The organism is Micromonospora sp. NPDC023814, from assembly GCF_040639595.1.
Taxonomy (GTDB): domain Bacteria; phylum Actinomycetota; class Actinomycetes; order Mycobacteriales; family Micromonosporaceae; genus Micromonospora.
This window is the reverse complement of the sequence record NZ_JBFAAF010000006.1, coordinates 1-13823: the sequence shown is the minus strand read 5'-3', so window position 1 is coordinate 13823 and position 13823 is coordinate 1. Positions and strand designations below refer to the sequence as shown.

At 75.1% G+C, this 13823-nt stretch carries 14 protein-coding genes; 8 read left to right on the top strand and 6 right to left on the bottom strand.

Features of this window, described 5'->3' with window-relative positions:
- Positions 1-43 precede the first annotated feature (43 nt).
- The 3 genes from AB0G14_RS04580 (at position 44) to AB0G14_RS04570 (ending at position 3803) form a co-directional block, all read left to right on the top strand.
- A complete protein-coding gene (locus AB0G14_RS04580) occupies positions 44-2419 on the top strand; it encodes a histidine kinase (protein ID WP_357693680.1) in 2376 nt (791 codons plus the stop codon).
- A complete protein-coding gene (locus AB0G14_RS04575) occupies positions 2416-3087 on the top strand; it encodes a response regulator transcription factor (RefSeq protein ID WP_357693678.1) in 672 nt (223 codons plus the stop codon). Before AB0G14_RS04580 ends, AB0G14_RS04575 begins: the two co-directional genes overlap by 4 nt.
- Before the next feature lie 134 nt (positions 3088-3221).
- A complete protein-coding gene (locus AB0G14_RS04570; protein WP_357693676.1) occupies positions 3222-3803 on the top strand; it encodes an HhH-GPD-type base excision DNA repair protein in 582 nt (193 codons plus the stop codon).
- Positions 3804-3937: 134 nt separating this feature from the next.
- Here AB0G14_RS04570 and AB0G14_RS04565 read toward each other — a convergent pair whose 3' ends face one another.
- Positions 3938-4249, bottom strand: a complete 312-nt coding sequence (locus AB0G14_RS04565) for a hypothetical protein (protein WP_350681320.1) — start codon at positions 4247-4249, stop codon at positions 3938-3940.
- A 13-nt stretch (positions 4250-4262) separates the two neighbouring features.
- The gene (locus tag AB0G14_RS04560; protein ID WP_357693674.1) at positions 4263-4550 is read right to left on the bottom strand and encodes a hypothetical protein; all 288 of its coding nucleotides are present in this window, start codon (positions 4548-4550) and stop codon (positions 4263-4265) included.
- Between the two features lie 106 nt (positions 4551-4656).
- Here AB0G14_RS04560 and AB0G14_RS04555 point away from each other — a divergent pair, with 106 nt between their 5' ends.
- On the top strand, positions 4657-5013 hold the full coding sequence (locus AB0G14_RS04555) for a DUF3099 domain-containing protein (RefSeq protein ID WP_350711071.1): 357 nt from the start codon (positions 4657-4659) through the stop codon (positions 5011-5013).
- Between the two features lie 158 nt (positions 5014-5171).
- Here AB0G14_RS04555 and AB0G14_RS04550 read toward each other — a convergent pair whose 3' ends face one another.
- Both AB0G14_RS04550 and AB0G14_RS04545 read right to left on the bottom strand, forming a co-directional pair.
- The gene (locus tag AB0G14_RS04550; RefSeq protein WP_357693672.1) at positions 5172-6068 is read right to left on the bottom strand and encodes a carbohydrate kinase family protein; all 897 of its coding nucleotides are present in this window, start codon (positions 6066-6068) and stop codon (positions 5172-5174) included.
- Positions 6065-6994: a pseudouridine-5'-phosphate glycosidase gene (locus AB0G14_RS04545; RefSeq protein ID WP_350710977.1), complete on the bottom strand. Its 930-nt coding sequence runs from the start codon at positions 6992-6994 to the stop codon at positions 6065-6067. The genes AB0G14_RS04550 and AB0G14_RS04545 overlap by 4 nt, the downstream gene beginning before the upstream one ends.
- 87 nt (positions 6995-7081) lie before the next feature.
- Between AB0G14_RS04545 and AB0G14_RS04540 the strand changes: the two genes are divergently transcribed.
- The 3 genes from AB0G14_RS04540 (at position 7082) to AB0G14_RS04530 (ending at position 10020) form a co-directional block, all read left to right on the top strand.
- The gene (locus AB0G14_RS04540; protein ID WP_357107566.1) at positions 7082-7300 is read left to right on the top strand and encodes a DUF3039 domain-containing protein; all 219 of its coding nucleotides are present in this window, start codon (positions 7082-7084) and stop codon (positions 7298-7300) included.
- Positions 7301-7340: 40 nt separating this feature from the next.
- On the top strand, positions 7341-7991 hold the full coding sequence (locus tag AB0G14_RS04535; protein ID WP_357693670.1) for a trimeric intracellular cation channel family protein: 651 nt from the start codon (positions 7341-7343) through the stop codon (positions 7989-7991).
- A 298-nt stretch (positions 7992-8289) separates the two neighbouring features.
- Positions 8290-10020 (top strand): DEAD/DEAH box helicase, encoded by a 1731-nt coding sequence (locus tag AB0G14_RS04530; RefSeq protein WP_357693667.1) that lies wholly within the window; start codon positions 8290-8292, stop codon positions 10018-10020.
- A 438-nt stretch (positions 10021-10458) separates the two neighbouring features.
- Here the strand turns inward: AB0G14_RS04530 and AB0G14_RS04525 are convergent, their stop codons facing one another.
- Both AB0G14_RS04525 and AB0G14_RS04520 read right to left on the bottom strand, forming a co-directional pair.
- Entirely contained in the window at positions 10459-10692 is a 234-nt protein-coding gene (locus AB0G14_RS04525) for a hypothetical protein (RefSeq protein ID WP_036374862.1), read from the bottom strand.
- A gap of 244 nt (positions 10693-10936) precedes the next feature.
- Positions 10937-12553: an RNA polymerase sigma factor gene (locus AB0G14_RS04520; protein WP_357693665.1), complete on the bottom strand. Its 1617-nt coding sequence runs from the start codon at positions 12551-12553 to the stop codon at positions 10937-10939.
- A gap of 286 nt (positions 12554-12839) precedes the next feature.
- Between AB0G14_RS04520 and AB0G14_RS04515 the strand changes: the two genes are divergently transcribed.
- A complete protein-coding gene (locus AB0G14_RS04515) occupies positions 12840-13655 on the top strand; it encodes an inositol monophosphatase family protein (RefSeq protein WP_357693663.1) in 816 nt (271 codons plus the stop codon).
- The last annotated feature ends 168 nt before the right edge of the window (positions 13656-13823 follow it).

Here is a 13823-nt window from a genome sequence, read left to right as displayed (position 1 = left end):
GCGACGTGACCGGTCGGCGGGCCTCCGTAGGGTTGCCCTCATCATGACTCTCCTGCGGACCTGGTTGCTGCCGTCGGCGCTGGTCGGCGCCCAGCTCCTGCTCTGGCCCGGCCTGCCGCTGCTGCGGGGCGACGCACCGGACATCACGGTGACCTCGGCGGGTCTGGTCGCCGCCGTGGTCACCCTCCTGGCGCTGGGCTGGCGGCAGCGTCGGCCGCTCCCGGCGCTGGCCGTGGTCCTGGCCGCGCAGACCCTCGGCCGGCTGGGCGCCTCTCCCGACGACCTGCTGGTGCTCAGCCTCGCCGAGCTGGTCGCCATCTGGTCCGTGGCCGTCCGGGCGCCCGGCCGGGTGGTGCGCGTGGCGCTGGCCGTCAGCGCCCTGTGGGTGGCGTCGGTCAACCTCCCTCGCTTCGACACCGCCGCGTCCTACCTGGGGGAGGTCGTCGTCGCCGTGCTCGGCTACCTGCTGGCTGCGGGTCTCGGGCGCAGCCGCCGGCACTGGATGACCGGGCGGGCGGCGGTGGCCGGCCGGCTCGTCGCCGTCGAGGCGGAGGCCCGTCAGGCGGCGGAGACCGAACGCCATCGGCTCGCCCGGGAGCTGCACGACGTCAGCGCCCACCACCTCACCTCCATCGTGGTGACGGTGGGAGCGGCCGAGCGCCTCGCGGCCCGGCGTCCGGAGCTGGCCGCGGAGGCGGTGGAGTTCGCGGCGCGTACGGGGCGGGAGACCCTGGTCGCGCTGCGCCGCCTGGTCGCGGTGATCAGCGACGACACCGAGGCGCAGCGGCCGCTGCGGCGGCGGCTCGACGACCTGGTCGCGGGCTTCCACCGGCTCGGCCAGCCGGTGCGCCTGGACCGGGCCGGTCCGGAACCGCCGGCCGCCCTGGCCGGGGTCGTCCACGCCGTCGTCCGGGAGTCCCTGACCAACGTCGTGCGGCACGCCGCCGGAGCCGACGTCTCGGTCCGGGTCGCGGTCGACGCCGGGACCGTCACGGTCACGGTCGCCGACACCGGCGTACCGGGGCCGACGGCCGCCTTCACGCTGGGCGCCGGGCGGGGGATCAGCGGCCTGCGGGAGCGCGTCGCCGCCCTGGGCGGCACCCTGCGAGCCGGCCCGGACGGCGACGGCTGGCGGGTCGAGGCACGGCTGCCCGTCGGGGCGGATCCCGGCAACCTGCCGGCCGGGGCGGATCCCGGCGGCCTGCCGTCGCCGGTCCGGTCGGAGAACGGCCGGTCCCTGGTGACCGCCGCGCTGGTCGGCAACGCGCTGGTGCTTCCGGTGGCCGCGGCCCTCGTCTCGGTGGAGACCGACGCCGACCTGGCGGGGCTGCGCGACCCGACCGTCCTGCTCCAGCTCCTGCTGCTCTCCGTGGCGCACGCCGCGCCGCTGGCGTGGCGGTGCCGCCGACCGTGGGCCACGTTCGCGGGCGTCGCCGGGACCGCGCTGCTCTGGCCGGTCACCGCGCTGCTGGTCGGGCTGCCCCGGGGTGCGGAGTTCGTGCTGCTGACCGCCGGCTTCGCCGACCTGGCCGCCGTCTGGGCGGTGGCCGCGTACGCCCGACGGGCCGGCCCGACGTGGCTGGCCGCGCCGGTGGCGGCCACGGTGCTCGCCGTGGGCCTGGTCGGTACGGCGGCGGCGGACGGCTCGGTCGCCGGGGAGCCCGTGCACGTTCCCGTCACCGTCTTCATGACCGTGTTCGTCGCCGGGCTGCTGCTGGCGCCGATGCTGCTGACCTGGGGCGGCGGCGCGCTGGTCCGGGGCCGGTGGCGGCGGGTGCTCAGCCGGGAGGACGACGCCCTGGCCGCGGCGACCGCCCGGTCCTTGGCGGCGGCCCGGGCCGAGCGGGAACGGGTCGGTGCCGGACTCCGTTCGGCGGTGCTGGACCGGGCCGGTCGCCTGGTGGTCGTCGCCGACCAGGGCCGGCTCGCCGAGATCCTGGTCGAGGCACGGGCCACGTTGGCCGCGATGCGCGGCCTGCTGGACGACCTGCGCGCCGACGAGCGGCCGACGCCGCACGGTCCGCAACCGACCCTCGCCGACGTGGGCGGGCTCTGCGCGTCGCGGCAGGCGCACGGCCGCGACGTCCTGCTGGACGCGCCGGCGACCGTGCCGGCCCTGCCGACCGACGTGGACGTGTCGGCGTACCGGCTGGTGGAGGCCGCGTTGGACGCGGGCGTCGGGCCGGCCCGGGTGGTGCTGCGGCTGGCCGGCGGTGAGCTGCGGGTGTCGGTCACGGGCCTGCCCACCGCGTCGGACCCGCTGGTCGTCGCCGGGCTGCGGGCCCGGGTCGACGCGCTCGGCGGCCGGCTCGCGCTGCGCCGTGGCGAGCTGCGGGCGCGGCTGCCGCTGCCGCTGGTCCCCGTGGCCGCCGCCCGGCCCGGGCAGCGGGGGGATCGAGTGCCGGAGGAGGCGCGATGATCAAGGTGCTGGTGGTGGACGACCAGCCGGTGGTCCGGGCCGGGTTCGCGGCGATCGTCGACGCCGAACCGGACCTGACGGTGGTCGGGGAGGCCGCCGACGGCGCCGACGCGCTCGACCAGGCCGCCCGGAGCCGACCGGACGTGGTGTTGATGGACATCCGGATGCCGGGGATGGACGGCCTCACCGCCACCGCCCGGCTGACCGCCGACCCGGCCGGCCCCCGGGTGCTGGTGCTGACCACCTTCGACCTGGACGCCCACGTGTTCGAGGCGCTGCGGGTGGGTGCCTCGGGCTTCCTGCTCAAGGACGCCCAACCGGTCGACCTGCTGCACGCGATCCGGGTGGTGGCCGCCGGCGACGGGCTGCTCGCACCCACCGTCACCCGCCGGCTGATCGACGCCTTCGCCACCGGGGCACTCACCCCGCCGGCGGAGCCCGCCGAGCTGGCCGCGCTCACCGCACGGGAGCGTGAGGTCTTCGTCCGGCTGGCGGCCGGGCTGACCAACGCGGAGATCGGCGCGCAGTTGGGCGTCGCGACCGGCACGGTGAAGGCGCACGTCAACGCCCTGCTGGGCAAGCTGGGTGCGCGGGACCGGGTGCAGGCGACGATCCGTGCCTACGACCTCGGGCTCGTCCGGCCCGGCACCCGGCGGTCACCCGCGTAGGGGCGCCGGAAGAGCACACCCCCCGGGGCCGGGCGGCGACGCCCTGCCCGGTGCCGGTGGCTGCCGGCGGGGAAGGCGCGGGCGGATCGGCGCGGCCCCTCCGCCCGGCCTCCGCCATTGGGCAGGATGGTCCCATGACGCTCGCGCTGCCCATCGACCCCGAGGCCAACCGGCTGCTGGAGCGCAGCCCGCTGGCCCTGCTGCTGGGGATGGTCCTCGACCAACAGGTGACGATGGAGAAGGCCTTCTCCTCGCCGTACGTGCTGACCCAGCGCCTCGGACGGGACCTGGACGCCCGGGAGATCGCCGACCACGACCCCGAGGCCCTGGTGGCCCTGTTCGCCCAGCCGCCGGCGCTGCACCGGTTCCCGAAGGCGATGGCGGCCCGGGTGCAGGAGGTGTGCCGGGTCCTCGTCGACCGGTACGACGGCGACGCCGCCCGGCTCTGGTCCGACGTCGCCGACGGCCGGGAACTGTTCCGCCGTATCGCCGAGCTGCCCGGCTTCGGCAGGCAGAAGGCGCAGATCTTCCTCGCCCTGCTCGGCAAGCGGTTCGGGGTCACGCCCGAGGGCTGGCGGGAGGCGGCCGGCGGGTACGGCGACCCGGACGCCCACCGGTCGGTGGCGGATGTCGTCGACACGGAATCGCTGCGCCAGGTGCGTGACTACAAGCAGCAGATGAAGGCGGCGGCGAAGGCGAAGGCCGCCCAGGGCTGACGCCGCTGCGCGGCGAGGCCGGTGGACGGGAGTCCAGGGCGGCCCCGTGCGGGCCGGGGCCAGGCGGCGGTCGTGGGTGTGCCTCGGTGCGGTGCCGTCAGGCGGTCGTGGGTGTGCCTCGGTGCGCCGCGACGTCAGGCGGCGGTCGGGCGGGACAGGGCGGCCAGCGCCCGCCGGACGTCGGCGAGGGAGACCGTCGCCGAGTCGTCCAGGTCGGCCAGGCCGGCCTCGATCCACTGCCGCATCAGGGTGGTGACCCCGATGCCGCGGGCGTCGGCGGCCGCGCGGACCCGCTCGTACGTCTCTAGGGGCAGGCGCACCGAGCGGCTGACCATGGGGGTGTCGGTGTCGGGGGTGGGCAGCTCCACCGGCTGGCTCTCGTCGATCAGCTCCGCGAGCCGGTCACCGCCGCTGTGGAACTGCTTGGTCGCGTCGTTACGGTTCATCGTCACCGCCTCCTCATCGGCGAGATCTCCGCACGGCCTCGTCGTAGCGCTTCGCCTCGGCGTCGCTGAGCTCGCGGGCGGAGAGGATGTCCCAGTCGTTGTCGGTGCCGTCGGCCTCGGCGAGCAGCACGGCCAGCCGGCGCCCCCGGCGGGCGGTGGCGTAGACGACCATCACGTCGTCGCCCAGGTGACGGATCACCCGGCGGGTGCTGTGCAGCGCCTCCCAGACTTCCCCGGGCGTGACGTCGTAGACCCTCAGGTTGGCCAACGCCTCGTCGGTGAAGCTGAACCTGCTGCCCACGGCGCGAGCGTACCACGGATGTAACACGAACCCGGCTCTGCCGATTTTCGCTGATCACGCGTTCGAGGTGACAGGATGAGGCGTAACCCCCTCGAGGAGGTCCGTGGTGAAGCGTCAGGCGTACCAGCCGATCCTGATCACCGACGCCTCGCGCAGCCAGGACGACCAGCTCACCAGCCGTCAGCGGCGCTACGTGCTGATGATGGGGATCCGGGTGGCATGCGTGATCGTCGGTGCCGTCCTGGTCGGCGTGCAGGCCCCGCTGCTCTGGCTCTGGCTGCCGCTGGTGGCCCTCGGCATGGTGCTCATCCCCTGGCTGGCGGTGCTGCTGGCGAACGACCGGCCGCCGAAGGAGCAGCACCGGCTGGCGTCCCGGTTCCAGCCGCGGCACCGCGACGAGACCCCGCCGATGAGCCTGACCGCCGAGGAGCGGCCGCACAAGGTGATCGACGCCGAGCCCTGACCGACCCGCTCCCCGCCCCGCCCGCCCACTCCCTCCACGATCTTGCAGTTCCTGCCCAGACAAAAGCCGCTAGAAGGGGCAAATGCGGGGCAGCAACTGCAAGATCGCCGCGTCTGAGGGGCGAGTGGGGCGAGTGGGGGCGGGGTTCGGGGTTCGGGTCAGGGGGTGGGGCGGGCGCCGACCTGCGAGACCGCCAGGGCGCCGAGGTCGCCCGCGCGGCGCAGCGCCACCTTCGGGCCCGCGCCGGCGAGCCAGGCGGCCAGCAGCCCGGCCGCGAAGGCGTCCCCGGCCCCGGTGACGTCCACCACCGCCACCCGGCGGGCCGGCGCCATGGCGACCGTGGCGTCCCGGTCCACCCAGACCGCCCCCGCCGCGCCCTGCTTGACGACGATCCGCCGGGCGGAGGCCGACAGCACCCGCCCCTGCGCCGCCGGGTCGAGCCCGCCGGCCAGCACCGTCGCCTCGTCGGCGTTGACCAGGAGCAGGTCGACCCCGCGTACCCAGGACAGGAAGGCCGCCGCGCCGACCCGCCGCAGCGGCGCCGCGGAGGCCGCGTCGACGCTGGTGGTGAGCCCGCGCTCGCGGGCGGCGGCCAGCGCGCGGAGCCCGGCCGGGCGGGACCCGGCGTCCAGCAGGGTGTACGCGGACAGGTGCAGGTGCCGCGCGTCCGGCGCGGCGGCCAGCGCCGCGTCGACGTCCGCCGGGGCCAGCCGCAGGTTCGCGCCCCGTTCGGTGATCATCGTCCGTTCCCCGGCGGTGGCCAGCACGATCACCGTGCCGGTGGCGTGCTCCGGGTGCCGCGTCACCGCGCAGTCGACCCCGGCCCGCTCCAGCTCGGCCACCCGCTCCCGCCCCTGGCCGTCGTCGCCGACCGCGCCCACCAGCGTCACCGGCACGCCCTGGGCGGCGAGCCAGGCCGCGGTGTTGGCGGCCTGTCCGCCGCCGCTGAACCGGATGGCCGCCGGCGTGTCGGACCCGGTGGCCGGCGGCCCGTCCAGCACCGCCACCACGTCGGTGATCAGGTCGCCGACGACGAGGACGCGGCCTGCGGTCATGCGTCGGCGCGACGGGCGGCCGCGGCGACCGCGATCCGGGCGGCGAGGTCGGCGTTGCGCAGGATGATCCGGACGTTCACCGCCAGGCTCGCCCCCTCGGTCGCCGAGTGGAAGTGGGCGAGCAGGTAGGGCGTCACCGCCTTGCCGGTCACCCCGTCGCGCTCCAGCAGCGCCAGCCCGTCGGCGAGCGTCCGGTCGTGCAGCTCCGGGTCGAGCTGCTCGTCGGCCGGCAGCGGGTTGGCCACGATCAGGCCGCCGTGGTGCACGCCGTGCTGCTCCCGGGCGGCCAGCGCGTCGGCGACCTGCTCCGCGGAGTCCAGCGACCAGTCCAGGTCGAAGCCGCCGTCGGTGATGAAGAAGCCGGGGAACCGCCGGGTCCGGTAGCCGACCACGCCGACGCCGAGGGTCTCCAGCCGCTCCAGGGTGGCGCCCACGTCGAGGATCGACTTGACGCCGGCGCAGACCACCGCGATCGGGGTCCGGGCCAGGGTGACCAGGTCGGCGGACTCGTCGAAGGTCTGCGCGGCCTCCCGGTGCACCCCGCCGAGGCCGCCGGTGGCGAACACCCCGATGCCGGCGGCGGCGGCCACCGCGCTGGTCGCGGCCACGGTCGTGGCGCCGTCCGCGCCGGTGGCCGCCGCCACGGCGAGATCGCGTACGGAGAGCTTGGCGACCCCGTCGGCGGTGGCGAGCCGGGTCAGCTCCGCGTCGTCCAGGCCCGCCACGAGCCGGCCGCCGACCATGCCGATGGTCGCCGGGACCGCGCCCGCGTCCCGGACCGCCTGCTCGATCTCCCGGGCCACCCGGAGGTTGTCCGGCCGGGGCAGGCCGTGCGAGACGATGGTGCTCTCCAGGGCGACGACGGGGCGTCCGGCGCGCAGCGCCTCGGCCACCTCGGCGCCGTAGTGGATGTGAAAGTCGGTCACGTCACCACCGTACGGCCTCCGCCGGGGGTGGCCTGAAGTGGACCGGGCCACGGTGACCTGCCAGACTTGACGGTTGGAGGTGTAGAAGTGAGCACACAGGTTCTCGAGCGTCCGGAGCTGAAGGACGCCGACACCGGTCCCGAGATGTTCCACTACGTGCGCAAGGAGAAGATCGCCGAGAGTGCCGTCATGGGCACCTTCGTCGTCGCGCTCTGCGGGGAGACCTTCCCGGTGACCAAGGCCGCCAAGCCCGGCTCGCCGGTCTGCCCGAAGTGCAAGGAGATCTACGACTCGTACGGCGAGTGAACCAGGGCGGCCGTCCCGGCCGCCCACGTAACCTGCGGCGGTGACCACCTCCACCGCCCTGCTCCTCGCCGACCTCACGGGGGTGGCGGTCTTCGCCGCCTCCGGGGCCTCCGCGGCGGTGGCCAAACGGCTCGACCTCTTCGGCGTCGTCTTCGTCGGCTTCGTCGCCGCGCTCGGCGGCGGGATCTTCCGGGATCTGGCGATCGACGAGGTGCCGCCGCTGGCCTTCGCCGACTGGCGGTACGCCGCCACGGCCGCCGTCACCGCCGCCGCCGTCTTCTGGCTGCACCCCCAGTTCGCCAGGCTGCGCACCACCGTGCTCGTGCTGGACGCGGCCGGGCTGGGGCTGTTCACCGTCACCGGCACGGTCAAGGCCCTCGACGCCCAGGTGCCGGCGGTGGGGGCGTGCGTGATCGGCATGCTCACCGCGATCGGCGGCGGCCTCGGGCGGGACCTGCTCACCGCCGAGATCCCGGTGGTGCTGCGGCGCGAGATCTACGCGGTCGCCGCGCTCGCCGGCTCGATCGCCGTGGCGCTGCTGGACGCGCTCGGGCACGCCAACGCCGCCTGGCTGACCGCGGCGGCGGCGTTCGTCTTCCTGTTCCGCCTGGTCGCCCTGCGCCGGCGCTGGTCGGCCCCGATCGCCCCCCTCCGCCCCCCACGTACCCAAACCCCCGGCCCCCACCCCTAACCCCCGCCCCCGCGCCTCCGCCCGCGATCTTGCACTTTCTGCCCGGTCAAATGCCGCTCAAGGTGCGAAGCGGGGGCCGAAGGTGCCAAGATCGCGGGGTCGTCACCGAGGCGATGCCGGCGGGTCGCGGGTGGGGCGGGTGTGAGTCGCGTGGTGTCGGCTGGGTCGGGCGGGCCCCGCTGGTTATGCTGAGTCGGCCTTCGCGGCACCATCGGCGCGGAGGCGTTTTCATGGGCGGCGGCACCCGTGGCCCTCGGCCGGGGTCCGCCCGTTTCAGGCGGTCGGAGAGGAGCTTCGCGTGGCGGCCCGGTTGCCGGCGATCGAGACGTTTCCGGCACTGCGCGCGTGGCAGCGCAAGGCACTGGTGGAGTACCTGCGCCGGCGCGACCCCGACTTCACCGCCGTCGCCACCCCGGGCGCCGGCAAGACCACCTTCGCCCTGCGGATCGCGGCCGAGCTGCTCGCCGACGGCACCGTCGAGGCGGTCACCGTGGTGGCCCCGACCGAGCACCTGAAGACCCAGTGGGCGCAGTCGGCGGCCCGGGTCGGCATCCAGCTCGACGCCGCCTTCCGCAACGCCGACCTGCACTCCGCCGCCGACTTCCACGGCGCCGTCGTGACGTACGCGCAGGTGGGGATGGCACCCCAGGTGCACAAGCGGCGCACCCTGACCCGGCGCACGCTGGTCATCCTCGACGAGATCCACCACGCGGGGGACAGCCGCTCCTGGGGCGACGGGGTGAAGGCGGCCTTCGAGGGCGCCGAGCGCCGGCTGATGCTCACCGGCACCCCGTTCCGCTCCGACGACAACCCGATCCCGTTCGTCACGTACGAGCGGGGCGGGGACGGCCTGCTCCGCTCCCGCGCCGACTCGGTGTACGGCTACTCCGACGCGCTGCGCGACGGCGTGGTCCGCCCGGTGCTCTTCCTGGCGTACTCGGGGGAGACCCGGTGGCGCACCAACGCCGGGGAGGAGCTGGCGGCGCGGCTCGGCGAGCCGATGACCCAGGACCTCGTCGCGCAGGCGTGGCGTACCGCCCTGGATCCGGCGGGCGACTGGATGCCGCAGGTGCTGCGGGCCGCCGACGCCCGGCTGACCGTGCTGCGCAACGCGGGGATGCCCGACGCCGGCGGGCTGGTGATCGCCAGCGACCAGCAGACCGCCCGCTCGTACGCCAAGCTCATCGAGCAGCTGACCGGCGAACGGGCGGCGGTGGTGCTCTCCGACGACGTGGGGGCCTCCGCGCGGATCGCGACGTTCGCGGCGTCCGACCAGCGGTGGCTGGTGGCGGTCCGGATGGTCTCCGAGGGCGTCGACATCCCCCGCCTGGCGGTCGGGGTGTACGCGACCAGCGCCAGCACCCCGCTCTACTTCGCGCAGGCGATCGGCCGGTTCGTCCGCGCCCGCCGCGAGGGGGAGACCGCCTCGGTCTTCCTGCCCAGCGTGCCGCACCTGCTCGGGCTGGCCAGCGAGATGGAGGCCGAGCGGGACCACGTGCTCGGCAAGCCGAAGGACCGCGAGGGTTTCGACGACGACCTGCTGGAACGCGCCCAGCGTGACGACCAGGCCAGCGGCGAGCTGGAGAAGCGCTTCGCCGCCCTCTCCGCGACCGCCGAGCTGGACCAGGTGATCTTCGACGGCGCCTCGTTCGGCACCGCCGCCCAGGCCGGCACCCCCGAGGAGGAGGAGTACCTGGGCCTGCCCGGGCTGCTGACCGCCGACCAGGTCGCCATGCTGCTGACCAAGCGGCAGCAGGAGCAGCTCGCCGCCCAGCGCCGAAGGGCCGCGCGGCCCGCTGAGCCGGCCGCTGAGCCGGCCGCGGCGCCGCCGGCACCGATGAGTGCCGCCCAGCGCCGGGTCGCCCTGCGTCGGCAGCTCAACGCTCTGGTGGCCGCCCGGCACCACCGGACGGGGCAGCCGCACGGCAAGATCCACGCCGAGCTGCGCCGCCTCTGCGGCGGCCCGCCGAGCGCCCAGGCCACGATCGAGCAGCTCGAGGAGCGGATCGCCACCGTCCAGACCCTCTGACGGCGGACGGCCCCGCACGGCCCGGGCGGTGGCCCGTGGACCCGCCGCCCGGTCCGCGCCCCCGGCGCCCGTCAGGCCGCCCGTGGGCCGGCGGTGTGCGGTCGGGTCCGCCCGTGCCCGCTGTGCCCCGTCAGACCGCCCGTGGGCCGGCGGTGTGCCGTCGGCTCCGCCCGTGCCCGCTGTGCCCCGTAAGGCCGCCCGTGGGCCGGCTGTGGGCTCCGCCCGCCCGTGCCCCCTGGGCCCCGTCGGGGCGCTCGTGGGTTCCGGCCGCGCGCTCCGCGCCCCGCCGCACCCGTCGGGTAGCCCGTGGCCCGGCCGCGCGCTCCGTTCCGCCGCGGCCCGCTGCGGCCGTGGGTCAGACAGTGCGGGGGTACGCAAAAGCCGGCCGGAGGCTCCCCGTTGGGGGCCTCCGGCCGGCTATGTCGTGGGTTTGCGGACTCAGTTCGCCATCAGATCGGCGCCACGCCAGCTGAACTCCGGGTCCGTCGCGTACCGCACGGTGATCTTCACGAGATCCTCCGCGTACTTGTTCGCGTGGTGCCCACAGAACACCAACTCGCTCCCACCCGCCAGAGTGATCCGGAGCTTGCCGGCAGCATTGCAGCGGTCGCACCGTTCATCGGCGGCTGGGGGAGCCACCGTCTCGGGCGGCGGCGTGAGGGTCGGGGTCATCGCCTTCCTCCTCTGGTCGTCACCGATGAACAATCTCTTCGGTCGTTGCTCACCTATCGTGCAACACCCTGTCCCGGCGCTGCCTTCCCTGTGTGCCCGCGGGGGACCGAGGTCACACATGGCAGGGACAGTGTGCCGTGCACCAAGGGTGCCACGTCAACGATCACAATCGTGCAACCGAACGATCACCTTCCGACGTTGCACGTCAGGTGGTCAAAACGACACGTTCGGTTGACGATGGCGATCAGTCCAGGTAATCCCGCAGCACCTGCGAACGCGACGGGTGGCGCAGCTTGGACATGGTCTTGGACTCGATCTGCCGGATGCGCTCCCGGGTCACGCCGTAGACCTGGCCGATCTCGTCGAGCGTGCGCGGCTGGCCGTCGGTCAGGCCGAAGCGCAGGCGTACCACACCCGCCTCACGCTCGGACAACGTCTGCAGCACCTGCTGGAGCTGATCCTGCAGCAGCGAGAACGACACCGCGTCGACCGCGACCACGGCCTCGGAGTCCTCGATGAAGTCGCCGAGCTGGCTGTCGCCCTCGTCGCCGATCGTCTGGTCCAGCGAGATGGGCTCCCGGGCGTACTGCTGGATCTCCAGCACCTTCTCCGGTGTGATGTCCATCTCCTTGGCCAGCTCCTCCGGGGTGGGCTCGCGGCCCAGGTCCTGGAGCAGCTCGCGCTGGATGCGGCCGAGCTTGTTGATCACCTCGACCATGTGCACCGGGATGCGGATGGTGCGGGCCTGGTCGGCCATCGCGCGGGTGATCGCCTGCCGGATCCACCAGGTGGCGTAGGTGGAGAACTTGTAGCCCTTGGTGTAGTCGAACTTCTCGACCGCGCGGATGAGGCCGAGGTTGCCCTCCTGGATGAGGTCGAGGAAGGCCATGCCGCGGCCGGTGTAGCGCTTGGCCAGCGAGACGACCAGCCGGAGGTTGGCCTCCAGCAGGTGGTTCTTGGCGCGCTCGCCGTCGCGGGAGATCCAGAGCAGGTCCCGCTGCATGTCGCGGGTGAGCTTCTCCTCGCCCTCCTCGGCCGCGCGCAGCCGCTCGGCGGCGTAGAGCCCGGCCTCGATCCGCTTGGCCAGCTCCACCTCCTGCTCGGCGTTGAGCAGCGGGACCTTGCCGATCTGCTTCAGGTAGGCCCGGACCGAGTCGGCCGAGGCGGTCAGCTCGGCGTCGCGGCGCGCCTGCTTGAGCGCCTCGGACTCCTCGTCGTCCCACTCGAAGTCGTTGTCGCTGGCCGAGTTGGCGGCGTCGGTCTCGGCGGCCTGGGTCAGCTCGGCCGGCTCCTCGACCACCACGTCCTCGATCTCGGCGGCCAGTTCCTCCGGGTCGATGTCGCCCTCGGCGCCCTCGCCCTTGGCCTTGCCGGCGGCCTTGGCCGGCTTGGCGCCGGCCGCCGCGGCGACCGTGGCCTTGGTGGCCCGGGTGGACCTGGTGGCCTTCGCGGGCGCCGCGGCCTTGGCGGCCACCTCGGCGGTGGTGCCGGTGGCCTTGCGGGCGGCGGCGACCTTGCGCGGGGCGGGCGCGGGGGCCTCGTCGGCGGCGGGCGCCTGCTTCGGGGCGGGCGCGGCGGCCTTCTTGGTCGTCTTGGCGGTGGTGGCCCGGGACGCCGGGGTGGCCGAGCGGGCGGCGGCGACGCGGCGGCGGGTGCTCGCCGAGCCGTCCACCACCACGGTCACTCCCGCCTCGGAGAGCGCCCGCAGGATCTTCTTGGCCTGGGCCGGAGTCACCTCGGCGGACTCGACGGTGCGCGCGAGCTGGGCCGACGTGAGCTGGCCGCCGGCGCTCTGCGCGTGGGCGATCAGGGTGTCGGTGAGCGAGCGAACGTCGGCGCCGGTCTGGCGGGGTTCTGTCACGAATGACCTTCCGGAGGCGAAGCGAGCACGGCCGGGTCGTCCGACGCAGAGCGGTGCACCTTGCCGGGCGATGTGGTTGAAGGACCCCCGTGTCCCGGGCCGGCCGGTCGTTGGCGGTCCGTCGCAGCGTGGGCAGGGGTGAATTGTAACGCCGTCTGCGGCGATCACCCGTCGCCGCACGGTGGACCGGCGGCGGGGACCGCCGATTCGACGTAGATGTGGACTTTGTAAGGATGGTACCGCGCGTGACCCGGAACACCCCGGCCGTGCGGGAAGGGGACGAACGATGGACTGCTCGGCGCCTGCGGAGCTGCTGGAGATCGCGATCGAGGTGGCCCGCGAGGCGGCGGCGACCGCGTACCGGATGCGGGTCGAGGGCGTCTCGGTGGCCGCGACCAAGAGCACGGTCACCGACGTGGTGACCGCCGCCGACCGGGCGGTCGAGCGGCAGGTGGTCGACGCGCTGCGCCGGCTGCGCCCGGGTGACGCCGTGCTCGGCGAGGAGTACGGGGCGGGGGAGACCGGCCCGACCGGCCCCGGCGGGGTGCGCTGGATCATCGACCCCATCGACGGCACGGTCAACTACCTGTACGGGATCCCGCACTGCGCGGTCTCGCTCGCCGCCGAGGTCGACGGCGAGGTGGTGGCCGGGGTGGTGCGCAACGTCAACACCGGCGAGGAGTGGACCGCCACCGTCGGCGGGGGCGCCTGGCGCGACGGCGAGCGGCTGTGCTGCTCCACCGAGACCGACCTCGGCCAGGCGCTGGTCGCCACGGGGTTCGGCTACGACCCGGCGCGCCGGGCGCACCAGGCCCGGGTGGTCGCCGAGCTGATCCCGCACGTCCGCGACATCCGCCGGCTCGGCGCCGCCGCGCTGGACCTCTGCCTGGCGGCGGAGGGGCGGGTGGACGCCTACTACGAGAAGGGGTTGGCCGCCTGGGACCAGGCCGCCGGGGCCCTCGTGGCCACCGAGGCAGGGCTGCTGGTGGCCGGGCTGGGCGGCCTGCCGGCCGGCCCGGACCTGGTGATCGCCGCCCCGTCGGCCCTGTTCAAGCCGCTGCACGACCGCCTCGCCGACCTGGACGCCTCCGGCGGCCCGTGACGGACGCCTCTCCGGCGTTCACGTGGCCGGTATGGCTCCCGCGTCGCGCGGGCGGAGTGCCGCGCCCCGGCCGCGGGCGCGGGGCGGCCCGGCCCGGGGCGCGGCGCCCACCCCCCCGCGCCCCGCGGCCCCCCGGCGCGGGGCGCCGCCGCGCCACGGGGGCGGGGC

Excerpts from the sequence above, each read along its gene's own strand:
- AB0G14_RS04580 (WP_357693680.1), top strand. The coding sequence starts at position 44 with ATGACTCTCCTGCGGACCTGGTTGCTGCCGTCGGCGCTGGTCGGCGCC.
- AB0G14_RS04575 (WP_357693678.1), top strand. The coding sequence starts at position 2,416 with ATGATCAAGGTGCTGGTGGTGGACGACCAGCCGGTGGTCCGGGCCGGG.
- AB0G14_RS04570 (WP_357693676.1), top strand. The coding sequence starts at position 3,222 with ATGACGCTCGCGCTGCCCATCGACCCCGAGGCCAACCGGCTGCTGGAG.
- AB0G14_RS04565 (WP_350681320.1), bottom strand. The coding sequence starts at position 4,249 with ATGAACCGTAACGACGCGACCAAGCAGTTCCACAGCGGCGGTGACCGG.
- AB0G14_RS04550 (WP_357693672.1), bottom strand. The coding sequence starts at position 6,068 with ATGACCGCAGGCCGCGTCCTCGTCGTCGGCGACCTGATCACCGACGTG.
- AB0G14_RS04525 (WP_036374862.1), bottom strand. The coding sequence starts at position 10,692 with ATGACCCCGACCCTCACGCCGCCGCCCGAGACGGTGGCTCCCCCAGCC.
- AB0G14_RS04515 (WP_357693663.1), top strand. The coding sequence starts at position 12,840 with ATGGACTGCTCGGCGCCTGCGGAGCTGCTGGAGATCGCGATCGAGGTG.